The 24,059-nt window shown below is 67.7% G+C and carries 27 protein-coding genes; 13 read left to right on the top strand and 14 right to left on the bottom strand.

From position 1 onward, the window contains the following. Position 1 precedes the first annotated feature (1 nt). Together CKJ82_RS02800 and CKJ82_RS02795 are read left to right on the top strand one after the other, a co-directional pair. Positions 2 to 1,138: a cysteine desulfurase family protein gene (locus CKJ82_RS02800; protein WP_095537059.1), complete on the top strand. Its 1,137-nt coding sequence runs from the start codon at positions 2 to 4 to the stop codon at positions 1,136 to 1,138. Positions 1,139 to 1,238: 100 nt separating this feature from the next. After that, a complete protein-coding gene (locus CKJ82_RS02795; protein WP_095536937.1) occupies positions 1,239 to 2,342 on the top strand; it encodes a glycoside hydrolase family 25 protein in 1,104 nt (367 codons plus the stop codon). 13 nt (positions 2,343 to 2,355) lie between these two features. Here CKJ82_RS02795 and CKJ82_RS02790 read toward each other — a convergent pair whose 3' ends face one another. From CKJ82_RS02790 to CKJ82_RS02765, 6 genes are all read right to left on the bottom strand, one after another. Further along, entirely contained in the window at positions 2,356 to 3,186 is an 831-nt protein-coding gene (locus CKJ82_RS02790; protein WP_095536936.1) for a spermidine synthase, read from the bottom strand. 31 nt (positions 3,187 to 3,217) lie between these two features. After that, entirely contained in the window at positions 3,218 to 3,967 is a 750-nt protein-coding gene (locus CKJ82_RS02785; protein WP_095536935.1) for an ABC transporter permease, read from the bottom strand. 2 nt (positions 3,968 to 3,969) lie between these two features. Continuing rightward, positions 3,970 to 4,716 (bottom strand): ABC transporter permease, encoded by a 747-nt coding sequence (locus CKJ82_RS02780; RefSeq protein ID WP_095536934.1) that lies wholly within the window; start codon positions 4,714 to 4,716, stop codon positions 3,970 to 3,972. Continuing rightward, positions 4,713 to 5,627, bottom strand: coding sequence for an ABC transporter ATP-binding protein (locus CKJ82_RS02775; protein WP_095537058.1), 915 nt, complete (start codon positions 5,625 to 5,627; stop codon positions 4,713 to 4,715). Before CKJ82_RS02775 ends, CKJ82_RS02780 begins: the two co-directional genes overlap by 4 nt. 83 nt (positions 5,628 to 5,710) lie before the next feature. Then, positions 5,711 to 6,412, bottom strand: a complete 702-nt coding sequence (locus tag CKJ82_RS02770) for a response regulator (protein WP_205691351.1) — start codon at positions 6,410 to 6,412, stop codon at positions 5,711 to 5,713. Beyond that, positions 6,409 to 7,587: a sensor histidine kinase gene (locus CKJ82_RS02765; RefSeq protein WP_095536933.1), complete on the bottom strand. Its 1,179-nt coding sequence runs from the start codon at positions 7,585 to 7,587 to the stop codon at positions 6,409 to 6,411. The genes CKJ82_RS02770 and CKJ82_RS02765 overlap by 4 nt, the downstream gene beginning before the upstream one ends. A gap of 122 nt (positions 7,588 to 7,709) precedes the next feature. On the opposite strand from CKJ82_RS02765, the gene mnmA reads away from it, so the two are divergent. Further along, positions 7,710 to 8,789 (top strand): tRNA 2-thiouridine(34) synthase MnmA, encoded by a 1,080-nt coding sequence (gene mnmA / locus CKJ82_RS02760; RefSeq protein ID WP_095536932.1) that lies wholly within the window; start codon positions 7,710 to 7,712, stop codon positions 8,787 to 8,789. On the opposite strand, the gene CKJ82_RS02755 is transcribed toward mnmA, so the two are convergent. Further along, a complete protein-coding gene (locus CKJ82_RS02755) occupies positions 8,786 to 9,160 on the bottom strand; it encodes a PH domain-containing protein (protein ID WP_095276057.1) in 375 nt (124 codons plus the stop codon). The genes mnmA and CKJ82_RS02755 overlap by 4 nt on opposite strands. A gap of 37 nt (positions 9,161 to 9,197) precedes the next feature. Between CKJ82_RS02755 and CKJ82_RS02750 the strand changes: the two genes are divergently transcribed. Together CKJ82_RS02750 and CKJ82_RS02745 are read left to right on the top strand one after the other, a co-directional pair. Beyond that, entirely contained in the window at positions 9,198 to 10,049 is an 852-nt protein-coding gene (locus tag CKJ82_RS02750) for a uroporphyrinogen decarboxylase/cobalamine-independent methonine synthase family protein (RefSeq protein ID WP_240510650.1), read from the top strand. Further along, complete coding sequence (locus CKJ82_RS02745; RefSeq protein ID WP_095536930.1) at positions 10,046 to 10,348, top strand: hypothetical protein; 303 nt, start codon at positions 10,046 to 10,048, stop codon at positions 10,346 to 10,348. The genes CKJ82_RS02750 and CKJ82_RS02745 overlap by 4 nt, the downstream gene beginning before the upstream one ends. Here CKJ82_RS02745 and CKJ82_RS02740 read toward each other — a convergent pair. Next, positions 10,345 to 11,040, bottom strand: a complete 696-nt coding sequence (locus CKJ82_RS02740) for a 3'-5' exonuclease (protein WP_198947114.1) — start codon at positions 11,038 to 11,040, stop codon at positions 10,345 to 10,347. The two genes, CKJ82_RS02745 and CKJ82_RS02740, sit on opposite strands and share 4 nt — an antisense overlap. 144 nt (positions 11,041 to 11,184) lie before the next feature. Here CKJ82_RS02740 and CKJ82_RS02735 point away from each other — a divergent pair, with 144 nt between their 5' ends. Both CKJ82_RS02735 and ligA read left to right on the top strand, forming a co-directional pair. Further along, positions 11,185 to 11,925, top strand: coding sequence for a cyclase family protein (locus CKJ82_RS02735; protein WP_095537055.1), 741 nt, complete (start codon positions 11,185 to 11,187; stop codon positions 11,923 to 11,925). Between the two features lie 61 nt (positions 11,926 to 11,986). Beyond that, positions 11,987 to 14,050 (top strand): NAD-dependent DNA ligase LigA, encoded by a 2,064-nt coding sequence (ligA, locus tag CKJ82_RS02730; protein ID WP_095536929.1) that lies wholly within the window; start codon positions 11,987 to 11,989, stop codon positions 14,048 to 14,050. Here ligA and CKJ82_RS02725 read toward each other — a convergent pair. From CKJ82_RS02725 to CKJ82_RS02710, 4 genes are all read right to left on the bottom strand, one after another. Then, positions 14,047 to 14,568 (bottom strand): ArsR/SmtB family transcription factor, encoded by a 522-nt coding sequence (locus CKJ82_RS02725; RefSeq protein WP_095536928.1) that lies wholly within the window; start codon positions 14,566 to 14,568, stop codon positions 14,047 to 14,049. The two genes, ligA and CKJ82_RS02725, sit on opposite strands and share 4 nt — an antisense overlap. Before the next feature lie 5 nt (positions 14,569 to 14,573). Next, positions 14,574 to 14,834 (bottom strand): hypothetical protein, encoded by a 261-nt coding sequence (locus tag CKJ82_RS02720; RefSeq protein WP_095536927.1) that lies wholly within the window; start codon positions 14,832 to 14,834, stop codon positions 14,574 to 14,576. Next, positions 14,831 to 15,862, bottom strand: a complete 1,032-nt coding sequence (locus CKJ82_RS02715) for a serine hydrolase domain-containing protein (protein ID WP_095536926.1) — start codon at positions 15,860 to 15,862, stop codon at positions 14,831 to 14,833. The genes CKJ82_RS02720 and CKJ82_RS02715 overlap by 4 nt, the downstream gene beginning before the upstream one ends. A 64-nt stretch (positions 15,863 to 15,926) precedes the next feature. Next, complete coding sequence (locus CKJ82_RS02710; RefSeq protein WP_095536925.1) at positions 15,927 to 16,616, bottom strand: ACT domain-containing protein; 690 nt, start codon at positions 16,614 to 16,616, stop codon at positions 15,927 to 15,929. 87 nt (positions 16,617 to 16,703) lie between these two features. Between CKJ82_RS02710 and CKJ82_RS02705 the strand changes: the two genes are divergently transcribed. The 6 genes from CKJ82_RS02705 (at position 16,704) to CKJ82_RS02680 (ending at position 22,822) form a co-directional block, all read left to right on the top strand. Next, positions 16,704 to 17,855 carry a cytochrome P450 family protein gene (locus CKJ82_RS02705; protein ID WP_095536924.1) on the top strand — a complete coding sequence of 384 codons (1,152 nt, stop codon included), beginning with the start codon at positions 16,704 to 16,706 and terminating at the stop codon, positions 17,853 to 17,855. Positions 17,856 to 17,970: 115 nt separating this feature from the next. Further along, entirely contained in the window at positions 17,971 to 18,273 is a 303-nt protein-coding gene (gene gatC, locus CKJ82_RS02700; RefSeq protein ID WP_095276076.1) for an Asp-tRNA(Asn)/Glu-tRNA(Gln) amidotransferase subunit GatC, read from the top strand. Beyond that, the gene (gatA, locus tag CKJ82_RS02695; RefSeq protein WP_095536923.1) at positions 18,274 to 19,785 is read left to right on the top strand and encodes an Asp-tRNA(Asn)/Glu-tRNA(Gln) amidotransferase subunit GatA; all 1,512 of its coding nucleotides are present in this window, start codon (positions 18,274 to 18,276) and stop codon (positions 19,783 to 19,785) included. It abuts the gene before it with no gap. A 45-nt stretch (positions 19,786 to 19,830) separates the two neighbouring features. Continuing rightward, positions 19,831 to 21,177, top strand: coding sequence for an MFS transporter (locus tag CKJ82_RS02690; protein WP_240510649.1), 1,347 nt, complete (start codon positions 19,831 to 19,833; stop codon positions 21,175 to 21,177). A gap of 70 nt (positions 21,178 to 21,247) precedes the next feature. After that, positions 21,248 to 22,279: a 6-phosphofructokinase gene (locus CKJ82_RS02685; protein WP_095276080.1), complete on the top strand. Its 1,032-nt coding sequence runs from the start codon at positions 21,248 to 21,250 to the stop codon at positions 22,277 to 22,279. Beyond that, positions 22,280 to 22,822, top strand: coding sequence for a mismatch-specific DNA-glycosylase (locus CKJ82_RS02680; protein ID WP_095535029.1), 543 nt, complete (start codon positions 22,280 to 22,282; stop codon positions 22,820 to 22,822). Here CKJ82_RS02680 and CKJ82_RS02675 read toward each other — a convergent pair. Both CKJ82_RS02675 and CKJ82_RS02670 read right to left on the bottom strand, forming a co-directional pair. Then, the gene (locus CKJ82_RS02675) at positions 22,762 to 23,583 is read right to left on the bottom strand and encodes a PrsW family intramembrane metalloprotease (RefSeq protein WP_095536922.1); all 822 of its coding nucleotides are present in this window, start codon (positions 23,581 to 23,583) and stop codon (positions 22,762 to 22,764) included. The two genes, CKJ82_RS02680 and CKJ82_RS02675, sit on opposite strands and share 61 nt — an antisense overlap. Further along, a complete protein-coding gene (locus CKJ82_RS02670; protein WP_095536921.1) occupies positions 23,580 to 24,059 on the bottom strand; it encodes a hypothetical protein in 480 nt (159 codons plus the stop codon). The genes CKJ82_RS02675 and CKJ82_RS02670 overlap by 4 nt, the downstream gene beginning before the upstream one ends.

Below are 24,059 nucleotides of genomic sequence, written 5' to 3'. Positions count from 1 at the left end.
CATGGTGTATCTGGATCACGCAGCAACAACCCCCATGCGGCAAGTGGCTATCGACGCCTGGGTGGAACACGCACACGCCGTCAACCCAGGCGGGCAGTACGGCTCCGGCCGCGCGGCAAACGCTGTTCTCGCGCAGGCACGCGAGGACATCGCTGAGCTGCTTGGTGCGGACCCGGTCGAAGTGGTGTTCACCGGTTCCGGCACCGAGGCGGACAATATCGCGGTGCGCGGCCTTTACCGTGCCCGGACGAAGCAGGGGGCGCCGCGCCGGGTCGTCGCGAGCACGATCGAGCACTCCGCGGTCCTGGAGACGGTCAAGTCTCTGGCACAGACCGAAGGGGCGGAGGTGGCGTGGCTGGAGCCAGACCGGGGTGGCCACGTCCGCGAACTTTCGGCGCTCGATGATCCCGCCGCGGTGGCGACGCTCATGTGGGCGAACAACGAGACTGGCGCGATCCAGCCGGTCCGTGAGGCCGCCGAGCGTGCGAACGCCGCCGGCACGCCGTTGCACGTCGACGCGGTGCAGGCGGTGGGCAAGGTCGAGGTGGACTTCCACGCGTCCGGTGCGACGACACTGGCCGCCAGCGCGCACAAGTTCGGCGGACCCCGCGGCTCCGGCATCCTGCTGGCCAAGCGTTCCCCGGTCCCTCTGCCGGTGGTGCTCGGCGGCGGCCAGGAGCGAGGGCTGCGCCCCGGCACCGTCGACGTCGCTGCTGCGGCGGCGACGGCGGCTGCCTTGCGCGAAGCGCTGGACGAGCGCGAGGCGGAGAACGCACGGATCGCGGGCCTGCGCGACCAGCTCATCGAGCGTGTCGTCGCCGCGGTCCCGGGGACGAAGGTGACCGCGACCGAACCCCGCCTGGCCGGCCACGCACACCTGCTCTTCCCGGGCGCGGAGGCGGAGTCCATGCTCATGCTGCTCGACTCGCTCGGTGTCGAGGCCTCAGCGGGCTCGGCCTGCTCGGCGGGCGTGCACCGCGTCTCGCACGTGCTCGAGGCGATGGGGGTGGACGCTCGCGATGGCATGGGCGCGCTGCGCCTCACGCTGGGGCGAACCACCACCGAGGAGGACGTCGACACCTTCGTGGCCCATATCGCCGGGGTCATCGAGCGCGCCCGCGCGGCCGGCTCGCTCTAGGGCTGGGCGCTTATCAGCGCTCCTTGTGCTCCCAAACTTTCCGCCTCCAATGGTGTGTCTCGTGTGAAAGTTGTGAATTGAGTGCGCTAGAGTGCCGGGTATGCACGCATCCTGGACGCTTTCCCCCGCGCGCGCCTCGCGCCCGCACGCCCTGCTCAGCCACCCCAAAGCCCTCATTGCCGCGGTGGTCTCCGCCGCGATGGTGTTCACCCTGCTCGTCGTGAGCCCGATCGGTCAGAAGACCGCGGACGCGCAGTCGCTACCCGGCTTGATCTCCGGCGTCGACGTTGCCGGCCACCAGCACCCGGGCGGCGGCCCAATTGATTGGAAGACCGTTTCTGGCCCGGGCGGTCAGAAGTTCGCCTTCATCAAGGCCACCGAGGGCGTCGGATTCAAGAACGACTTCTACGACCAGGACGCTCAGGCCGCCGCGGACGCGGGCATGCAGGCCGGCGCTTACCACTACGCGCGCCCCGCCGAGGACGCGCTGGCGCAGGCCCGCTACTTCGCCGACGTCATCAACGCGGGCCCCAAGACCGACCTGCCGCCGGTCCTGGACCTGGAGGTCGACGAGGGGCTCGGCCCAGTCCAGCTCGCAGCCTGGACCCAGCTCTTCCTGGGCGAGGTTGAAGCGCGCACCGGCCGCAAGCCCATCGTGTACACCTACCGCTACTTCTGGTACGAGCACATGAACAACACCAACGCGTTCACCAGCTACCCGCTCTGGCTGGCCGCGTACCAGAACCAGCCCCCGGCCCCGGTTGGTGGCTGGCGCACGCTGAGCTTCTGGCAGCGCTCCGATGCCGGCCGCGTTGCCGGCATCAACACCCCGGTGGACATGAACCTGTTCAACGGCACTGACGCCCAGTACAACGCCTTTGCAGCCGGCAACCTGGACGCAGCCGGCGGCCTACTCGAGCAGTTCCAGGCACCCGACTCCGGCGAGCTGCAGGTCCTGGAGCAGGACAACACCGCGCTGGTCGTCGCGATCCTCGCGCTGGCGGGCGGTGCCCTCGGCATCGCCGGGCTCGCCGAGGCCGCCGACCAGGCAGGCTTCGACGACGAGGACGCGCGCAACATCGCCGACCTGGTGGCCAAGCTCGCCGCCAACGGCGAGCTGCCGGTCGATGACCTGCGCAGCATGATGATCGGCGACTACCAGGTCGGCGACCTGCTCATCCTGTTGGATAACGCCACCAAGTAGCCCCGGGAGTTCCTCACTCGCCGGCAGGAGGTGTCGGCTCGGGGTCGTGGCGCGGAGTCGTCGCTAAGCTCCGTGCCCACTGCTCGCCCTTGAACTGCGCCGGCACCGCGCCCTTGAGCAGGTTGCGCGTGAGTTGCGGGCTCGCCTCGATGGGGGTGTTGGCGCCGATGAGCACGATATTGCCGTAGCGCCGCCCCTTGAGCATCGGCGGGTCCGCGATCGCCGCAACGTGCGGGAACACCTCACACATACCGGCCAGCTCCTCCTTAGCCTCCTTGAGATCCGCGCGCGAGCCACAGTTGGCCACGTAGACGCCGGTTTCGCTTATCGACGCCCACACGCTCCCATAAAACTCCACCGTCGTCAGCTCCCGCGGAGTCACGGCGTTGGCGAACACGTCGCGGATGATGACGTCCCGGGTCGCTGGCTTGAACGAGTCGGTGACATCGCGCGCATCGCCCACCCGGATCTTCACGGCCGGGGCGCGGGGGACGTCGAACAGCTCGCGCGCGAGCTCGGCGAGCCTGCCGTCGATTTCCACGACGGTGTTGCGCGAACCCGGCCACGCATCCGCGAAGTACCGCGGCAGCGAGCAGGCCGCGCCGCCCAAATGCGTCAGGCGAGGCTTGGGCCAGCGGGCCTGGTCGCTCCCGCCGCTGCGCTGGACCGAGTCCAGGAAGTCCGCGATCCAGCGCATGTACTCAAAATCCAGGCGCTGCGGCTCGCCGGGGACGATGTGCGAGCTGGGGACCCCGTTGACCAGCAGCACCATCGACCCGTCAGGCTCGTGGTGGACCTCGGCCTCGCCGGTGTCGATCTGGTACGTCTCCTGTTTCGCAGCCATGCCTGGCAGGGTACCCGGCAGCCCCGGGGACTTAAGCGTTCACGTCGACGCGGCGCAGGTACATCGTTGACGCGAGCCACCCTGCCACGGCGAGTACCGCGGCTGTGAGGGTGATGCTGGCGACCGTTTTCGGGTCGAGTGCGTTGGCGTCCGCGACCGCAGAGCTGCCCATCCACAGCGCCTTGGACAATCCGACGGGCGGGAGCACGAACTGCATCGCGTGTGCCCTGGCAGCGATCGACCCGAAGGAAATGACGCCCGTGACCGCGCCGAGCGCGATCGGCATAGCAAAGTTGCGGATGACCATGGACAAAAAGCTTTGCCACGCCGCGACCGCCACCGCCGGGAGCACCGCAATGAGCGACGACGCGGGCAGCGCCCACGGCGGCATGCCGCTGAGCCCGCTCATCCACCCGCCGACAAGGCTGCACACGATGAAGATGAGCTGCATGGCCAGCGTGAGGGTGGCTATCGCCCCCAGCTTCGCGGCGGCGATGGTGCCCGCAGACCGGGAGGAGGTAAGCAGTGTGTGCCAGTTCCTGCCGCGGTGCTCGACACGCCAGGCCGCTGCCGCGATGATGGCAATGCCCACCACCATGAACAGCATGCCGTAGAACAGGGTGGCCTGTGACCAGTAGCTTTGCCACCCCGCGCTGAGCGTTCCGGAGTTTGCCGAATAGTTGGCTGCACCAAACGCGACCGCGATCAGCGGCACGCCGCACAGGACCGCTGCGATGTGGGTGCGGCGGAGCTTAGCAAGATCATTGACAAGCAGGTCCATGGCTAAATTTCCTTCCTATTGAGGTACCGGGTCGCCACGGCGAAGGCGGCGGCGAGACAGATGACGTAGGCGCCCCACAACACCCAATGGGGCTGGGTGAGCGCGATGCCGTCGTCTGCAAAGGTGTAGGGAAGCACCACCGCGAAGGAGCCGAACGGGTTGATCGCGGCGAGCCAGGCTGGGGAGAACAGCGAGGCGATCCCGAGGAAACCGCCCACCACCCCCAAGGTGAGTACGCCGATCTGGGAATCCGTCACGGCGGCGAGGACGAGCATGATGCCCGTGATGGCAAGGCCGGTCACCACAGCGGCGGCGCCGTACGCCACCCACGCGGATGCGACCGAGCCCGCGGGGAGCGGCGCTCCCATGGCAGCGGGCAAGGCGGCGCTTGCGCCGACCTCCACAAGTTTCAGCGCGACCATCAGCGGTGCGACAACGCGAAGCTTGCGGCGCAAAAGCGTGCCCTGCCGGATGCCGGCCACAGCGTTGAGCAGCCACCCGCCGTTGGCGTGCTCGTTATCCACGGTGCGGCTGGCAATGATCGCGGCCTGCAGGGGCGTAAGGAACGCGAGCGCGATCGCGACACCGATGAGGTGGCTGGCCCAGGAGTCGTGCGGGTCGGAGGCGAATTGCTCGATCTGGTCGCCGGCAAAGATGTTCATGCACGCGATCAGTACGATGCCGAGCGAGAGCGCCCCGCCCAGAAGGAGGACATGCGTGCGGCGCAGTTTTAACAATTCGACGCTCATGCGCTGAGCCCCTCTCGCCCAGTCATGCCGATGAAGATCTCTTCCAGGCTGCGACGCTTGCGCACGACCTGGTGGATCGGCACGCCGTGGCTGACAAGCTGTGCGCACGCGGCGGCGACGTCGTCGTCGGCGAGCCCGGTGAGCTCCACTCCGCCGGGCACGGTGCGGGGGCGCGATGCCCGCAGGACCTCCGCGGCGACGTCGCCTGCTGGGGTTTGGATGAAGAGGTCGGGGAGGTGGGCGTCGAAAAGCTGCTGCTGCGAGCCCTGAAAGACGAGCTTGCCCTGGTTGATGATGCTCAGGCTGGTGGCCATCTTTTCAATCTCGGAGAGGAGGTGGCTCGAGACTAAGACGGTGCGGCCCTCGTCGCGTGCGAGGCTGATGATGAGCTCGCGGATCTCCTCGATGCCGGCTGGGTCGAGGCCGTTGGTGGGCTCGTCCAGAATGAGCAGCTGCGGGTCGCGCACAAGCGCGATGGCGATCCCGAGGCGCTGCTTCATCCCGAGCGAATAGTGCTTGACCTGCTTGTCCATGTGCTGTTCGAGACGTACGAGTCGTACCGCGCGTTGCGCGTTTGCGGGATCGGCCTTAAACAGGCGGGTGACAATGCGCATGTTCTCGGCGCCGGTGAGGTGCGGGTACGCGGCAGGCGACTCGATGAGCGAACCAATACCGGTGAGTACCTCGCCGCGGGTCCCGCGCGTCATCGGCCGGCCCAATACGGTGATCTCGCCAGAGGTCGGGGTGGTCAGTCCGAGCAGCATCTTCATCGTGGTCGACTTGCCCGAGCCGTTCGGCCCCAGCAGGCCATGTACCGCACCCTTGGGCACTTCGAGATCGAGCTTATCGACGACTGCGTGTTTCCCGTAGGTCTTAGTCAGACCCTTCGTTGAAATGATTGGTGTGTCCATGGCTTCCACTCTTGCCGCGCGGAGCTGCGAAAACATCGGAGCGGGGTACCATTTTTCGCGTCATACCCGGGGATGAGCGCACCTTAGGGAGCGAGCAGATCGGCGCGACTGACCAGGCCGGTGCGGTAGGCAAACAGCGCCGCGTGCACGCGGTCGCGCGACTGCGTCTTGGACAGAATCCGGCCGACGTGGGTCTTCACCGTCGGCATGGAAATGAACATGTGCTCGGCAATCTCCGCATTCGACCAGCCGCGGCCGATAGCAACGAGGACCTCGCGCTCGCGGGCAGTGAGCTCCTCGAGCGCCACGCGATCCCCGTCCGAGAGCGGCGGGGTGTCGTGGTGCTCGGCAGGAGATGGGCGCTTGGAGAATCGCGCGAGGATGCGTTTGGTGGCTCGCGGGGAGATGACGGCGTCGCCGGCGGCCACGGTGCGGATGGCGTCGAGCAGCATTTCCGGCTGTGCGTCCTTGAGTAGGAAGCCACTCGCGCCGGCGGAAAGCGCGTTGACCACGTAGTCTTCGTCGTCGAACGTGGTCAATATGACCACCTTCGTCGCTGGGAACCGGCGGGCGACCTCGGCGGTGGCGGCGATGCCGTCGAGGACCGGCATCTGCACGTCCATAAGTATCAGGTCGACGGGGTGTGCCTCGCGCTGCTCGAGGGCCTCGGCGCCGTTGGCGGCAAGCCACTGCACCGACATGTCCGGTTGGGAATCGATAACGCGGCGAATTCCGTGGAGGAAGAGCGCCTGGTCGTCGACGATGCCGACGTGAATTGTGCTCATGCCTGCTCCTTCGGGTGAGGGGCAGTGTAGGGTACGCGCAGTTCAGTCACCCACTGCTGCGCTCCGGTGTTGGAGTGCGCGGGGCCGGTGTGCACGGTGGCGTCGATAAGCGAAGCCCGCTCGCGCATCCCCCGCAAACCGTGACCGTCCGAGGGGCCGGACGGCGGGGCTGCGATGATGTTGACCACATCGATCACCACCAGCTCGTCCTGCCACGTCACGTCGAGCGATGCCCGGCCGTCGCCGTGCTTGAGCGCATTCGTAAGCGCCTCCTGGACCATGCGCCGGGTCGCGATCGCCGTGGCCAGCGGCAGTTGCTCAGGCGGGGTGCCGGCCTCCGTGTAGTCCACGGCCAGGCCGCCGAGTCGGCTCGTGCGCACCAGCTCGTCCAGGTCAAGTGAATGGGGTGACGGTGCGACCGGCCGCGTTTCTGGCGCGCGTAGTAACGTGACTACCTCGCGCATCTGGGTGAGCGACTCCCGGCCGACCTCGCCGATCGTGCGTAGCGCCTCGTCCTTGGCCGCGAGCGCGGAGTCGCCGTCCCCGCAATATCGTCCGCCGTCGGCCTGCGCGACCATCACGGCCAGCGAGTGGGTGACCACGTCGTGGATCTCGCGGGCGAGGAAGGCGCGCTCCTCCGACATGGCGTGCTCGAGTGCTATCCGTTGCTGCTGTAGCGCCTGCTCCAGTTCGCGGGCCGCGGTCTCCTCCGCGCGCCTGCGGAGCTCGCCGAAAAGCCCAGCTGCGACGAGGAGCGTGGCGCTCCACGCCAGGTAGGGGAGGCGCTCGTCGAGAGGCATGCTCCGCAGCACGGGCGACACCAGGGAGAGCGCGAGGAGATCGCCCACGACCAGCGCTGCGGCGGCGACGTCGCGAAGCACAGGGCGCAGGTTGCGGCGGGCGATGTACGCGGTGAAGACCGCGACGACGATTTCGGCGATGGTGAGCTCCGTGCTGCAGGCGCGGATGCCCAACAGCGCACACGCGGAGAGCGCCGTCGTGATCGGCCACCGCCACCGCGTGAATGGCGCAGCGGCCGTCCACACGACGAGCATGGCGGTTGCCCAGACGGGTTGCGAGGCACTGACGACACCGAGCGCAGCACACGCCGCAAGCACAAGGGAATTGCCGACGTCTCGCACACGAATCGGCGACGGGGGAGTTGTGCGTGGCATACCCTCAACCTAGCCAACCCGCGCACCTGAATCGTCATGCCACGGTATGACCCTCCGGCCTGTTGAGAGCCCAGCGCCGACGGGTTTTCCCCGGCTCCTGTTGACGGGTACACTTCCGCCACATGCGAGTATTAGCAGCGATGAGCGGGGGCGTGGACAGCTCGGTGGCGGCTGCGCGCCTGGTTGAACAGGGCCACGACGTCATCGGCGTCCACCTCGCGCTGTCCAAGGACGCGCAGCAGACCCGTGAGTCAGCCCGCGGCTGCTGCTCGCTCGAGGATTCCGCGGACGCGCGCCGGGTGTGCGACAAGCTGGGCATCCCGTTTTACGTGTGGGATTTCTCGGACCGTTTCAAAGAGGACGTGATTGACAACTTCGTCTGGTCCTACGAGCACGGCGAGACCCCCAACCCCTGCCTGCGCTGCAACGAGAAGATCAAGTTCGCGGCGCTGCTCGAGCGCGCGGTCACTCTCGGCTTCGACGCGGTGGCCACCGGCCACTACGCCATCGTGGATGCGGAGGGCAATTTGCGACGCAGCGCTGATCCCAAGAAGGACCAGTCCTACGTCCTGGGCGTGCTCACCCGCGACGAGCTGGACCGCTGCCTGTTCCCAGTGGGCGATACGGAAAAGCCGCAGATCCGCGAGGAGGCCGCGGCCTACGGGTTCTCCACGGCGAACAAGCCGGATTCCTACGACATCTGCTTCATCCCAGACGGCAACACGCAGGCGTTCCTCGGACGCTCCATCGGCATGCGTCCCGGCCTGATCAAGGACCAGGACGGCACCGAGCTCAAGGAGCACGACGGCGCGTTCCAGTACACGATCGGCCAGCGTCGCGGGCTGAACCTGCGCGTGCCCGCCGCCGACGGCAAGCCGCGCTACGTCACCGACGTGGACGCCGAGACCGGCACCGTGACGGTGGGACCGCGCGAGGCGCTGAAGATCAACCAGATCACCGCGGACCGGCTCAAGGTGCTTCACCCGGCCATGGAGGGCGAGTTTGAGGCGAATGTGCAGATTCGGGCGCACGGTGGCGTCGTCAAGTGCACCGCGCGCATCGGTGACGACTCAATGACCCTTGACCTGCACACCCCGCTCGAGGGCGTGGCGCGCGGCCAGGCCGCGGTGCTCTACCTGCCTGACCCGGACGGGCTGGGCGATGTGGTGCTCGGCTCGGGCACGATCTGCGCTACGGCCTAGGACGCGCCGAACACGCAGGAGGCGATCAAGCGGTCGATGCCACGGATATCGATCTCCTTGCCCAGGTTGATCTTGAACTGGCCGACGTTGGTCCACAGCTCAAGCTCTGCGTTCCAGTCGAGCATCCTGCCGGCGTTTTCGGTCGACCACATGGTCACCGCTTTGAAGGGGATGGAATACATCTCGACCTTCTTGCCTGTCATGCCCTGCGCGTCGCGGATAATCAGGCGTTTGTTGGTAAACACGGCCGCGTCGCGGATTGTTTTGAACGCCTGGATCGCCTGTTCGCCGTGGGCGAGGATGTCCTGAATGTCGCTGGGGACAGGGCAGGGGGAGATGAAGGTCCAGCCCGTGAATTGTTCGAGTGCCATGCACAGAGCATACCCGCACGTCCGTATCATCGGTGCCGTGAGTGCAACTGCTTTTGGGCTTGGGCCCTTGCCCGGCGCGGATCTCATGCAAGCCGCCGACGTCGTACTTTCCGAGTCGCCGCTGCCACACATCCCGCAGCTGCCGGAGCGCGGCGTGGGCTCGGACGCGATCGGTCGCACGGCCGCGCTGTTGGAGATCCCGATTGGTCGCGGTCCGCGCGGTTGGCGCGTCGCCGCCCGCGAGCGCGGTGATGCCGACCGCATGGCCCGCGATCTCGACATGCTCGAGGAGGCCTGGCACGGCAAGGTTGACACCGTCAAGGTGCAGCTGGTCGGGCCGTTTACGCTCGCCGCTGAGGTGGAGATGCCCAATGGTCACCGCATGATCACCGACGCCGGGGCGCTGCGTGACCTCACGGATGCGCTGATTGAAGCGTGCGGCGAGCACCGCCACGATGTCGCAGCCCGCTTCGGCGACGTGGTACTACAGCTCGACGAGCCGCTGCTGCCCGAGGTCACCGCCGGTACGCTTCGCGGCACCACGGACTACGAGACGATCCGGGCCATCCCTGAGCCGCAGGAAACCTTGCAGCGATTCGGGGAGCACCTACTGCACACACCAAAGCTTGTCGACGCCACCCCGTGGATCACCGTCGACCCGCGCACCTGTGACAAGGACGCGCTGGCCAAGCTACTGGACCAGGGTACTCGCATCGCGATTCCGACCATGGCACCGCGCGAGCTCTACCGTGTCTTGGATGATCTGCAGATCGACCCGGCGCAGACCCGCGTCGACGTATACGCCGAACCCGCGGCGACGTTGGTGGGCACCGCCGCGAACTATCGCGCGGCCCGCGAGATGGCCGAAGAGCTGAGTATGGAGGTATGAGCGAGCCACTGCACTGGAGCAAGAAAACCGCCGACTACGCGACGGGCGTCACCTTTGGCACGATGTTCTTCGTCGTCTTCGGCCTGATGATGGACGACCTTATTTTGGGTACCGCCCTCGGTGTGCTGTGGTTCGTTGTGTTCTCGGGTTTGCTGGCAGAAAACATCGAGTCTGTGGACCTGACTGACGGCGACATGATTGTCCGGACGAAGAACGGGGAGGAGCACGCCCTGGGGTCTGATGACGAAGGGTTGCGTGAGTTCGTCGACAAGCTGCGCGCGGAGCTCACGGAGGTTTAGCCCACCATCGGCCAGCCCATGTTCACGTTGGACGCGTCGCGCCCACGCGACTCCAGCCACTTCTTCAGGTCGGTCTGGATGCGGTAGTTTTCTACCGCCTGGTACTCCATGAGCTCGTCGGTGTCCATCTCCGCGAGCTCGGGCCAGACCTTGCGCACCTGTTTCCACGCGATGCGCGCGGCCGCCATCGCGTCCGAAGTCGCCTCGTGGGCGTTGTCCAGGCGCACCCCGTAGTGCTCGCACAGCGCGCCCAGGTTGCGCTTGCCCTTGCGGTAGCGGTCGCGCGCCCTGTCGATGAGCAGCGGGTCAAACACCGGGCCGGTCACGGTGAAGTCGCCGGTCAGCGCGCGCAACACGCTTAAGTCGTAGGGGGCGTTGAAGACGATGAGCGTGAGCCCGTCCTCCCAGCCCTGCTTGATGGCGTCGACGGTCTCGCGCAGGACCTCGTCGTGGTCGCGGCCCTCGGCGCGCGCCTTCTCGGTGCTGATGCCGTGGACCGCTGCCGCGGCCTCTGGGATCTCCACGCCGGGGTCAGCGAGGGTCTCGTTGGCGGTGACCTCGCGGCCGTCGATACGCACGAGGGCTGAGGTGACAATGCGAGCCTCGAGCGGGTTTACGGAGGTGGTTTCGAGGTCGAAGGAGAGCATGCGGGACGCGTCAAAAGCGGCGGGTGCGGAAGCCATGCCCGTCATTGTATCCGCGCCCCCAACACGGGATGGGTTTCCGTTCGAACGCGCGGGAGTCGTTGCCGTGAATGGAAGTATTGAACCGAGCTGTCTAGTGGCGAATAGTTGACTCGCATCACCCCGATCCACCCCGACGAAAGGCGGCCCACCGTGGCACGACTCACCGACTGGCAGCAGCAGATCCTCGGCGCGAAGCGCGTCGACCTCACCCACGAGGTCCACCCCGACATCCCGCGCTTCGCGGCATTCGAGCCGATGCAGGAGCGCGACGTCCGCACGATCGAAAAGGACCGCTTCTGGGCCAAGGAGTACACCTTCGCTACGCCCTACGGCACCCACGTCGACGCGCCCGGCCACTTCGCAGCGGGCAAGCGGCTCGTCTCCGGCATCGGCGTCGATGAGCTGATTCTGCCGCTCAACGTGCTGCACCTGGAGGACAAGGTGGCGGCCGACCCGGACTACGCCGTGACCGCCGACGACATCGTCGCATTCGAGGCCGAGCACGGCACGATCGAGCCCGGCAGCTTCGTCGCCTTCTCCAGCGGCTGGTCCACACGTTGGGAGGACCCAGACGCGTTTGTGAACCTGGACGAGGACGGGGTGCAGCACACCCCCGGCTGGTCGCTCGAGGCGCTGCATGTGCTTATCGACGATCGCCGCGTCGCAGCCATCGGCCACGAAACCCTGGACACCGACCCCGGTGTCGCGGCCGCGGAAAGCGGCTTCCTCTACGGCGAGCTGTACGTGCTGGAGCAGGACATCTACCAGATCGAGGTGCTGGACAACCTCGCGCAGGTGCCCGCCACCGGTGCCGTGATCGTGGTCGGCCCGGCGAACATCAAGGGCGCCCCAAGCATTACCTCGCGCGTGTATGCGCTCTTCCAGGAGTAGCCAGCACGCTACAGAGTCGGCGCACCCCGGTCGGCGCCGCGGGCAACTAGAATCCAACGGCATGACTACACCTGAGCCAGACGTACCGTCGCCCGAGCGCCTCGAGGACCTGCAGCGCACGTGGAGTGAGATGGCGGACGAGGTCCGTCACCACCGCGACCTGTACTACAACGGGCAGCCCGTCATCTCCGATGCGGAGTTCGACGCCCTGTTCCGTCGGCTGCAGGAGCTCGAAAAGGAGCACCCCGAGCTTGCCGTGCCGGACTCGCCGACCAAGGAGGTCGGCGCGCCCACGTCCGCCTCCTCCGCGTTCGCGGACGTGACGCACCTGGAGCGCATGTACAGCCTGGACAACGTGTTCTCGGCCGAAGAGCTCGCTGAGTGGCTGGACAAGACCCCCGGCCCGTATCTCACCGAGCTGAAGATCGATGGGCTCTCCATCGACCTGGTCTACCGCGACGGCGTCCTCGAGCGCGCCGCCACCCGCGGCGACGGCACGGTCGGAGAGGACATCACCGCCAACGCCCGCGTCATCGAAGACATCCCGCACGAGCTTGCCGGCGACGCCCCCGCGCTGCTGGAGGTCCGCGGCGAGGTGTTCATCCGCCCCGAGGACTTCCCGGAGCTCAACGAGCAGCGCATCAAGGAGGGCGGCAAGCCCTTTGCCAACCCGCGCAACACGGCGGCCGGTGGCTTGCGCCAGAAGAACCCGGCAGACGTGAAGAAGCGCAAGCTGCGCATGATCTGCCACGGCATCGGCGCGCGCGAGGGCTTCGCACCGGAGACCCAGCACGACGCCTACCTCAAGCTCGCCGAGTGGGGCCTGCCGGTCTCCGAGTACACCAAGCCGGCCAAGACCGCCAAGGACGTCCAGGACGCGGTCAAGTACTGGGCGGACCACCGCCACGACGCCATCCACGAGATGGACGGGCTGGTGATCAAGGTCGATAGCGTCGCTCAGCAGCGCCAGCTCGGCTCCACCTCCCGCGCGCCGCGCTGGGCCATCGCGTACAAGTATCCGCCGGAAGAAGTCACCACCACGCTCAAAGACATCCAGGTTTCGGTCGGCCGTACCGGGCGCGCGACCCCGTACGCGGTCCTCGAGCCGGTCTTCGTCTCAGGCTCCACGGTGTCCATGGCCACCCTGCACAACCAGCACGAGGTCAAGCGTAAAGGCGTGCTCATCGGCGACACGGTCGTAGTGCGCAAGGCCGGCGAGATCATCCCCGAGGTGCTCGGGCCCGTCGCGGATCTTCGCGACGGTTCAGAGCGCGAGTTCGTCTACCCCCAGGACTGCCCGGTATGCGGCACCAAACTCGCGCCGGCGAAGGAGGGTGACGCGGATTGGCGCTGCCCGAATACCCGCTCGTGCCCGGCGCAGCTGTCGGCACGCCTGGAGTACCTCGCCTCGCGCGGTGCATTCGACATCGAGGCGCTCGGCGAGAAGGGCGCCCAGGACCTCATCTCCTCGGGCGTGCTCATCGACGAAGCCGCCCTGTTCGACCTCACCGAAGACGACCTGAAGAAGTCCAACGCCTACACGCGCAAGGACGGCCAGGTCAACGCCGCCGGCAAGAAACTGCTGGCCAACCTCGAAACCGCCAAGCAGGTCGACTTCTGGCGCGTGCTCGTCGCCCTGTCCATCCGCCACGTCGGCCCCACCGCCGCCCGCGCGCTCGCCGCCCGCTACAAGAGCATGCAAGCGCTTCTCGACGCCCCCTTGTCCGACCTTGCCGAAACCGATGGCGTCGGGCAGATCATCGCCGAATCCTTCAAGGACTGGTTCACCGTGGACTGGCACCAGGCCATCGTGGACTCCTGGACGAAAGCCGGGGTACGCATGGAAGACGACCACGACGCTGACGCCACCCCGCACACCCTCGAGGGCCTCACCGTCGTCGTCACCGGCACCCTCGAAGGCTTTAGCCGAGACTCCGCCAAGGAAGCGATCCTCACCCGCGGCGGCAAGGCCTCCGGCTCGGTGTCCAAGAAGACCGACTTTGTCGTAGTCGGGGAGAACGCCGGGTCCAAGGAACAAAAAGCCCGCGACCTGGGCCGCCCGATCCTCAACGAGGAGCAGTTCGTGACCCTGCTGGAGGAAGGGCCGGACGCGCTGTCACGCTAGTGTGCCTCCGCGGCAATGATGATTGCCATCAGCGGCACGACGCGCGCCGGGCGGATGGCAAACGCGCCGGCCTCCTTGGCAACCCACCCCGCGGCCTGCAGTGCGTTGAGGTGGTGGTAGGCCGTCCCTGTTGAGGTGACCACCTCGGCGGCGACAAGGTCTGCCGGGGTCGCGGGGCCGGAAAGCAGGTGCCGCAGCATCTCGGCGCGCACGGGGTGGGCGAGCGCGGCCAGGCGCTCGATCTGTTCCTGCCAGGCGTGCTCGGTCACCGCCTCCGTCGGCCGGGTCCACTGGTAGTCGTAGGTGCCGCTGCGGGTGGTGACCGAGCCGCCGAACGCGACCGCGCCGCCGTCGCAGCCTTCCAATGCGCGCAACGCGGCGGGGAGGTCGGGAAGGTCGGTGCCGTGCGGTACCGCGGTGGGCGCTGGGGGAGTGCCGGATCGCGCGGCTTCGAGCGCGGCGACGCGCGCCTCGAGGGCGTCCAGGCGCGCGTCGGTGGAGAAATCAGCAGATGTCATGCGTTCTAGCGTTCCAAAACCGTGGAACGCTGTAAAGCGAGTCGCGCGGCGCTCAAGCCGACGAGCACCGCTGCCCACACCGCGAGGGCCCACCACAGCCAGATGGGGAGCGTAGCGTTCCAATCAAGTGGGGTGGCGATCCACCACACTACGAGGGCGGTGAGGGCGGCGTTGACAAGCGCGAAGCCCCTACGCTGCGGGCGACGCATGGCGCGGAACGTCTCCCACGCCAGGAGGGCGATAACGAATGCGATGAGCGGGATCATGCGAGCTTCTTGGTGGTGTCGAGGAGGTTGATGCCTAGGTCATCGACCCAGGCTTCGGTGTCGCCGGCAACGAACACCGCGCGGTGCGGGTTTTCCGGGTCCCACACGAGCATCGTGCGAAACCCACCGGTCCCACCGTTGTGGAAGGTGTATGCATCGGCGGTGGCCCAGCCGTAGTCGGGCCGGCCGTGCTCGTCGACCCACTCGATGAATCGCGCCATGTCGGACGCGGTCGAGCGGATTGCGCCCGCCGGCGCCCAGCCGTCCATGTCCCAGGGCTCCGCCTCGCGCCCGTTACTGCGCAGGCCGCGCCCGAGCAGGTGCGTATCCACCCCGCCGGGGCCCGCCACGAACGATTCGTCCATGCCCGCAGGCAAGAAGATCCGCGTTCGCACAAGTTCTTCGTACGGCGTGCCAGTTTTCACCGCGAGCAGTTGCCCGAGCAGCGCGTGCCCGTAGTTGGAGTATGCGTATTCGCCGCGGCCGTGGAGCTCCATGGTCCGGGCGGCGGCAAGGATGTCGTCGGGGGAGTCGGTGCGGTACGCGTTGCCGCCCTGGGTGACGTTGGCTTTCAGGATGTCCGGCAGCCCGAGGTGGCCCATTGGCGGGAGCCCAGCGGTGTGGTTGAGCAGCTCTTCCACGGTGACTGAATCGATCGGTGCGCCGGTGGGGCCGAGGATGTCGTCGACGGTGGTGTGAAGGGTGAGCTCATTGGCGCGGAATAGCTGCCGTACCAGCTCCGCGTTGAACGTTTTGGTCACCGAGCCGATCTCAAACTCGGTGTGCTCGTCGGCGCCGAGGCCGCCGAACGTGACTCGGCCCTGGTCGTACACCAGCGCCGAGAGCGCGCGGTGCCCCGGCTCGGCGGCGGCGCTGCGCTCGAGCGCGGACGCGAGCTGCGCGTCGCCGGTGTGCATGGTAGCCAGGCTGATGCGCTGTGGGCCGAAGGTGAGCAGGAGGGCAGCCGTCGCGGCGGCGGTGACGGCGCCAATGGCACCGGCAATAGGTCGGGAGCATGCGTGTTTCATACCTTCTAGAATTCCAAAAATCTAGAAAGGTGTAAAGGGGGGGGCGGTGGCGTCGATAAGCCAACTAGCTCAGGATCGCCCCGATGATGCTGCCTAGGTCGCCGATTTGCGATACCTCGGAGGCCAAGAAGTCCGGCCCGCCGACGCGGCCGACCACCAGGACCAACTCGGTGCCGGGCAGGCGGGTGATGGACAGGGCGGTGTCCAACAGCCACCACGACTCGGGGACCCAGGTATCCGCGTCGGGCAGGAGGATGCGCGCGGCGTCCACGTCCTGCATTGTGGGGTGAGAGCCGTCGTCCTCCGGCGCCGCCTGCGACGCGGCGACGCGGTCCAGGCCGTGGTCGGTCGCTCGCAGCACCACCGCCCAGGACGAGGTCATCGACCGCGGAATCGCGCCCACCAGTTCCTCCATCGCGCGCTGCTCGTCGCCGGACGCCGCGACGATGCGCTGCAGCATCTGGACCTGGCCGCGGCGATCCACGCGCCCCGTGAACGGGCGGATCGAATCCACCTCCGCGCCCTCCACCGAGGCCGCGGCGGTAATTAGCGTGTCCACCATCGTGCCGGTGGGGAGCTCGACGACAATGTCGTCGGTCACGTGGCCGCTCGCCGAATCCCCCGTTTTGCCTGCGGCAACGCTGTCCACGATGTCCACGGATTGGATATTTGCGTCGACCATGCCGAACGCCGCGGCCAGCTCGCCAAGGCTGCCCGGGACATCAGGGAGAGAGACGCGAATAAGGTAAGACATGCACCTAGTTATATCAGTCAGCCCGTACAACTGACCGTGAAAACGGTGATAGGCTGGCGAATCTTTACGCAGAAAGGACCATGCACCGTGCACGCACGCGAGCTTCCAGACGCCCCCACCGCCAACACCGAACCACGCTCGTACGGCGACGCGCACCTCAGCCGCGGGGAGCGCATCGTGCGCAGCGGTAACGAGGTCGTCGTGCTCGGCAACATCCAGGCCCGCGCCGTGGCGGAGGACCCCGCCCGCTTCTCGTCTGCGGTCTCGCGCTTCATGCAGCTGCCCAACGGCCTCGATGGGGAGGAGCACGAGCGCTTCCGCGCGCTTATCGACGCCTACCTCACCCCCGACGCACTCACCCCCTACGCCCCGGCGTTCCGGGAGGCCGCGCGCAGCGTTGTCGCCGACGTCCAGGGGGCGCAGTTGGACGCTGACGGGGGAGAGGTGGACGCGGTGGCCACGATCGGCGCTCGCTACGCCGTGCGCGCCATGCTCGCGTGGCTTGGCTGGCCCGCAGGCATGGAGGATCGCCTGGTCGACTGGGTCGCGGAGAACAGCGCCGCCACCCGCTCGGGTCAGCTCGAGCGCACCGCCGCGGTGGCGGAGGCGTTCGACGCCATGATCCACGAGGCCGTCGATGCCGCGAAGGAGTCGAAGACTGCGAAGCCTGCAGACGCGGCAGGCCAGCCGAGCGTGACCCTGCAGTTGCTCAACGACACGAGCATCGGCCGCCACCTCGAATTCGACGAGCTGGTCTCCGTCCTACGCAACTGGACCGCGGGCGACCTAAGCTCGATGGCCTACTGCGTCGGCGTCCTGCTCTACGCGCTGGGCAACGACGCGGCGCTGCAGGACCGTCTGCGCAGCGGAGTGTCCGAGCGCGAGTTCACCGCGATCGCCGACGAGATCCTGCGCCGGGACTCGCCCTTTGTGAGTAACCGCCGCGTGACCACCTGCCCGGTGGATCTCGACGGCGTCGAGCTCGACGAGGGGCAGCGCGTGCGGATCCACTGGACCGCCGCGAACCGGGACCCGGAACACCCGAGCAACCTGGTGTGGGGAGCCGGCCCCCACGCCTGCCCGGGCAAGTACCTGTCCATGCTGGAGCTGCGGTGCCTCACCGAGGAGCTGCTGCGGGCGTTCACCGTGGGCGAGGTCGCCGCGGACGCGGGGCGGCGCGAGCAGTTCCCGGTCGGCGGGTGGGCGAGCCTGCCCGTCACGCTGAACCCGCGGCGCTAGCGTGGCGCGGGCGGTGCTCGTTAGCAAGCGAATGCCGTGACGTAAGATGAGGGGCGGTTTACTGACCTTGTTGGATAACGTTAGATAACTCAAGCACGAAAAGATTGGAACCGTTTTGGCTGAGATTTCACGCGAGGAGGTCGCCCGCATCGCCCGGCTCGCCCGCGTTGCGCTGCAGGACGACGAGCTCGATCAGATTTCGCAACAGCTCGACCAGATCGTCGACGCTGTCTCGAAGGTGCAGAGCGTGGACACCGAGGGCGTTGAGCCGATGAGTCACCCGCACTCCATCGAGGCGGGCATGCGACCGGACGTTGAGAAGAAGACACTGACGCAGGCGCAGGCGCTGGACCAGGCGCCGGAGGTGGAAGACGACCGCTTCGTCGTGCCGCAGATCCTCGGGGAGGGAGACGAGTAAATGAGCGAGAACACCAGCTTCACCATGCCCAGCGACGGCCTCATCGCCACGCCCGCCCACGAGCTGGCGCGCATGATCCAGGCCGGCGAGGTCACCTCCCGCGAGGTCACCCAGGCGTTCTTGGACCGCATCGCCGAAACCGACGAGACCCTCGGCGCGTTCCTGCACGTGGGCGCGCACGAGGCGCTCGCCGCGGCCGACGCCGTGGACGCGCAGGTCAAGGCGGGGGAGGAGCCCGCGTCCCCGCTCGCCGGCGTGCCGCTGGCGCTGAAGGACCTGCTCGTGACCACCGACGCGCCGACGACCGCCGCGTCGAAGATGCTTGAGGGCTACATGAGCCCGTATGACGCGACCGTCGTGAAGCACTTGCGCGAGGCCGGCATCCCGATCCTGGGCAAGACGAACCTGGACGAGTTCGCCATGGGCTCCTCGACCGAGAACTCCGCCTACAAGGTCACCCGCAACCCGCACGACACCGAGCGCGTGCCGGGCGGCTCCGGCGGCGGCACTGCGGCGGCGCTCGCGGCGGGCCAGGCACCGCTGGGTATCGGCACGGACACGGGCGGCTCGATCCGCCAGCCGGCGTCGCTGACCGGCACCGTCGGCGTGAAGCCAACCTACGGCGGCGTCTCCCGCTACGGCGTCGTAGCCTGCGCGTCCTCGCTGGACCAGGTCGGCCCCTGCGCCAACAACGTGCTGGACACCGCGCTGCTGCACGAGATCATCGGCGGCCACGACGAGTTCGACGCGACCAGCGTGGACCGCCCGGTGGCACCGCTTGCGGACGCCGCCCGCGAAGGCGCGAGCGGCGACCTCACCGGCGTCAAGGTGGGCAAGGTCAAGCAGTTCCAGCGCCCCGGCACCCAGGACGGGGTCAACGCGCGCATCGACGCCGCCTTTGCCCAGCTCGAGGCCCAGGGCGCGGAGATCGTGGAGGTGGACTGCCCGCACTTCGACGACGTGATGGGCGCCTACTACATCATCCAGATGTCCGAAATGTCCTCCAACCTCGCGCGCTTCGACGGCATGCGCTACGGCCTGCGCGAGGGCGACGACGGCGAGCACTCCGCCGAGCAGGTCATGGCCGCCTCCCGTGGCGCCGGCTTCGGCTCCGAGGTCAAGCGCCGCATCATCCTCGGCACCTACGCCCTGTCGGTGGGCTACTACGACGCCTACTACCTGCAGGCGCAGCGCGTGCGCACCCTCATCGCGCAGGACTTCGCCCGAGCATTCGAGCTTTGCGACGTCATCGCGGCCCCCGCCGTGCCGTCCACCGCCTTCAAGCTCGGCGAAAAGGTCGACGACCCGCTGGCCATGTACAACTTCGACCTGTTCACCCTGCCGCTCAACCTCGCCGGCCTGCCGGGCATGTCCGTGCCTGCCGGCAAGGCGGACGACACGGGTCTGCCGGTCGGCCTGCAGCTCATCGCCCCGGCGTTCGAGGACGCGCGACTCTACCGCGTCGGCGCCGCCTACGAGACCGGCCGCGACGGCCGCGACGCAGACAAGTAACGCGTCGCCCATCCCAACCCCCGAGACCCTGAGAGGACCCCTTTCGTGACAACTTCTGTGACGTCGGCGGGGCGCTCGGTGGCACCCCACTCTGGCCCCAACCCCTGGGTGACGCTCGCGGCGCTCGCCGCGGGCTACTTCCTCATCCTTGTGGACCAAGGCCTTATGCCGGTGATCACCCCGCGGCTGCCCTACGAGGTCGGCGACGCTGTCTGGCTCACCAGCGTCTACCTGCTGTGCACCGTCGTGCCCATGCCGGTGACCGGGCGGCTTGGTGACAAGTACGGGCAACGCCCCGTCTTCCTTACCGGCCTGAGCATCTACGTCGCGGCGCTCGCGATCGCCGCGGGCTCCTCGCACCTGTGGGGGCTCGTCCTCGTGCGCGCCATCCAGGGTGTCGGCTCCGCGATTTTCCTCCCGCAGGCTTTCGGGATGATCAACCGCGTCTTCCCGCAGCACAAGCGCGGCCGCGCGTTCGCCGCGTGGGGCGTCATCGGTTCCATCGCCTCGCTCACCGGCCCGGTGGTCGGTGGCGCGATCATCGACGCCGGCGGGTGGCGCGCCGGATTCATCGCCCAAGCTGTCCTGGGCGTCGTCGCGCTGTGCGCGGCGTTCGCGTGGGTGCCGCGGCTGCCGTCGTCGCCCGCGCAGATAGACCTGGCGTCGGTCGCGCTCTCCTTCGCCGGCCTGGGTTTGCTCATCTACGGCATCCAGTACGGCAACGTGGTCGCCATCGTGCTCGGCCTGTGCGGCGTCGCGCTCATCATCTGGCGCGGCGTGAGCGGGCGCGACCACGGGTTCCTGCCCGTCGGGCTGTTCCGCGACAGCAACTTCGCCCTGGGCACCCTCGGGGTCGCCGCCCTGGGCTTCACGGCAGCGTCGATGTTCATCCCGATGATGTACTGGCTGCAAACCGTCATGGAGGTGTCGTCGGCACGCGCGGGCCTGCTCACCGCCCCGATGTCTATCGTCGCGCTCGTGCTCACGCCGGTGGCCGGCGTGCTGTCGGACAAGATGCGCCCCAAGGTGCTGTGCGTGTTCGGCTTCGGCACGATGAGCATCGCTCTGCTCGCCACGTACGCCGTCGTGCGCACCGGTGCGAACCCGCTCTGGGTCGCGCTGCTCGCCGCGGTCTTCGGCGTGGGCAGCGCGTTCACGTGGGCGCCGAATGCCACGACCACGATGCGCTCGGTGCCCGAGGAGGACTCGGGCGCGGCCTCCGGGCTGTACAACACGTTGCGCCAGGTGGGCAGCGTGCTCGGCGTAGCGCTCGTCGGCGCCGTGCTCGTCTCCGGCGACATCGCAGTGTCGGTGCGCTGGGCTGTGCTCATCCCGCTCGCGGCGATGCTCATCGGTGCGGTCAGCTCGTTTTTCCTCAAGAGCGACCGCTAATTCGCTTTTCGACGCTCACGCCACCGACTCGGTCGGCCAGCTTCCTGGCAAACGCGCTAAGGTGGCAGTTATGCGACTTGCGACACTAACTTCCGGCGGCGACTGCCCAGGGCTGAACGCCGTCATCCGTGGAATTGTCCGCACTGCCAGCGCCGAGTACGGCTCGACCGTCGTCGGCTACCAGGACGGTTGGGTCGGCCTCATGGAGGATCGCCGCGTCGACCTGTACGACGACGCGTTCATCGACTCGATCCTGCTGCGCGGCGGCACGATCCTGGGCACCGGCCGCCTGCACCCGGACAAGTTCAAAGCCGGGATTGACACCATCAAGGAAAACCTGGCCGACGCGGAGATCGACGCGCTGATTGCCATCGGCGGCGAGGGCACCCTCAAGGGCGCGAAGTGGCTGGCGGACAACGGCATCCCAGTCGTCGGCGTGCCGAAGACCATTGATAACGATGTCGCGGCAACCGACTACACCTTCGGCTTCGACACCGCCGTCTCCGTCGCCACCGACGCGATCGACCGCTTGCACACCACCGCAGAATCCCACAACCGCATCCTCATCGTCGAGGTGATGGGCCGCCACGTCGGCTGGATCGCGCTGCACGCCGGCATGGCCGGCGGCGCGCACTACACCGTGATCCCCGAGGAGCCGTTTGACATCGCCGAGATCTGCAAGGCGATGGAGCGCCGCTTCCAGATGGGCGAGAAGTACGGCATTGTCGTCGTCGCAGAGGGCGCCACCCCGAAGGAAGGCACCATGGACGGCAGCCTGGGCGAGGAGGACGAGTTCGGCCACATCACCTTCAACGGCATGGGCCAGATCGTCGCTGACGAGATCAAGAAGCGCCTGGGCTACGACGTGCGCACCACCGTGTTGGGCCACATCCAGCGCGGCGGTACGCCCACCGCGTACGACCGCGTCCTGGCTACCCGCTACGGCGTCCACGCGGCGCGCGCGGCGCACGAGGGCAACTTTGACACCTGCGTGGCGCTGCACGGCGAGGACATCGACCTCGTCCCGCTGGAGAACGCGGTTGCGCACCTGAAGAGCGTGCCGGAGCACCGCTACACCACGGCGAAGGCGATGTTTGGCTAGATGCGGGATCGGATCCCGGACCCCTGCCGCCTGCTGGTGGTGGGGATTAACCCCGGTCGGCTGACGGAAGAGGTTGACGCCCCGTTCGCCCACCCCGGAAACCGGTTCTGGCCCGCGCTCGAGCGCGCCGGCATCACGCCGTACCGGGTGCACGCCGAGCGAGGGCTCGCAGATGAAGACGCCGCCATGCTCGCCGGAATGGGCATCGGTTTTACCAACTTTGTTGACCGCATGACGCCGCGAGCCTCAGCACTGACACGCGAGGAGCTCGTTGCGGGTGGCGACAAAGTACGCGCGTGCGTCGCGCGGCATCGGCCTGACGTGGTCATGGTCGTGGGCATCGGGGCTTTTCGCGACGCCTACCGTGCTCCGAAAGCCAAGCGCGGACTGCAGCCCGAACGCCTTGCCGGGGTGCCCGTCTGGGTGGTGGGCAACCCGAGCGGGCTCAACGCCCACGAAACAGTGGACAGTCTGGCCGAGAGCTACCGCGAAGTGTGGGACTCAGTCGCCGCGTCGGCGCCGACTGCCCGTGAGCGTCGGTAGCACCAAACCAGCAAGCACCAGCTGGCCGCAACGGTGACCAGCATCGCGATGAGTCCCGCGGCCCCGGGGAGCTCTGACGACGCGTTGAAGGCGCCGTGGACGCACACCGCGAGGAGGAACCAGCCAGCGACGCGCTGCAGCCTCCACGACAGCGAGCGGTCGGTCCGGCACAGCAACGCGCCAAGGCCCCACGCGGCGAGCCCCGTGTACAGTGCGTGGGCGAACGGCGACATGATGAGCCGTACCGCATAGGTCAACGTGCCGTCGGCGAAATCAGACTCCAGGTCGGTCGCGGCGGCGATTGCGGCAAACGACATGGTTTCTGCGATAAAGAAGCCGGCTCCGACGGCCATGCCGACGACCGCCACCTCGATCCGGCGGGACACCGGCGCGAACGCCGACACGGCGGCAAGCACCAGCAGCAGCTTCGCCGTTTCTTCCGGGAACGGCGAAATGGCGTAGAAGACCACGCTCGGCAGGCTCGCCGCAGCCTCCTGGAAGGCGGAGTTGACCGGGCCCATGGGGCCGGTGAGCGCCATGCCCGCGAGTACGGCTGCGGGGAGGCACCAGCGCGAATCCGGGCGGCCGGGGTGGCGGCGCAGCAACACCCATGCGATGAGCAGCAGCGCGATGACAATTGCCACCGAAATCCCGGCGAACACGGGGCGCCACGGGATCTGCACGTAGCTGTAGCCGGAGTAGGCCAGCAGGGCGGTGAAGATCAGCCCGACGAAGACCTGGGGGAGGCGGAAGCCACTCACTGGCGCATCGCCTCCTCCGCGGCGAGCCGGGAAATGAGGTCGACGCCATCGCCACCGCTCGCACTGAAGTAGGTGGTGGTGTTGCCGCGTTGGACGGAAGCGGCAGCGATGTCACCGCGCTGGCCCACCGCGACGTGGGGAGCGGGGTGGGTGATGTCGTCCGGGCGGAGGTCCTCGCCGCTGGTCATCTGCCAGAAGTAGCGTGTCAGAGCCGCGGGCGCCTCGCCGTCGGCGGGGGAGAGCTCGACGCGGGCGCTCGCCTTCACGTCATTGGCGCAGTTCCACGTCCACATACCGCCGACGCCGGTGTCGTCCTGCGCCGGGCGGTTCTCGGTACGTGGGCAGACGAGTGGGGTGCCGTGGGCGTCGACAAGCGTGACACTGCCTGCGGAAACCGGTTCTGCCTGCGGGTCGGGGTTGCTCACCACGGCGCGGGCGGCGAATGGTGCCGCGAGTATGAGGAGGCCAACGAGCAC

This window comes from Corynebacterium gottingense (genome assembly GCF_002285125.1).
Classification (GTDB): Bacteria; Actinomycetota; Actinomycetes; order Mycobacteriales; family Mycobacteriaceae; genus Corynebacterium; species Corynebacterium gottingense.
Note: the sequence above shows the minus strand (reverse complement) of the source record. Positions and strands in the feature narration are given on the sequence as shown.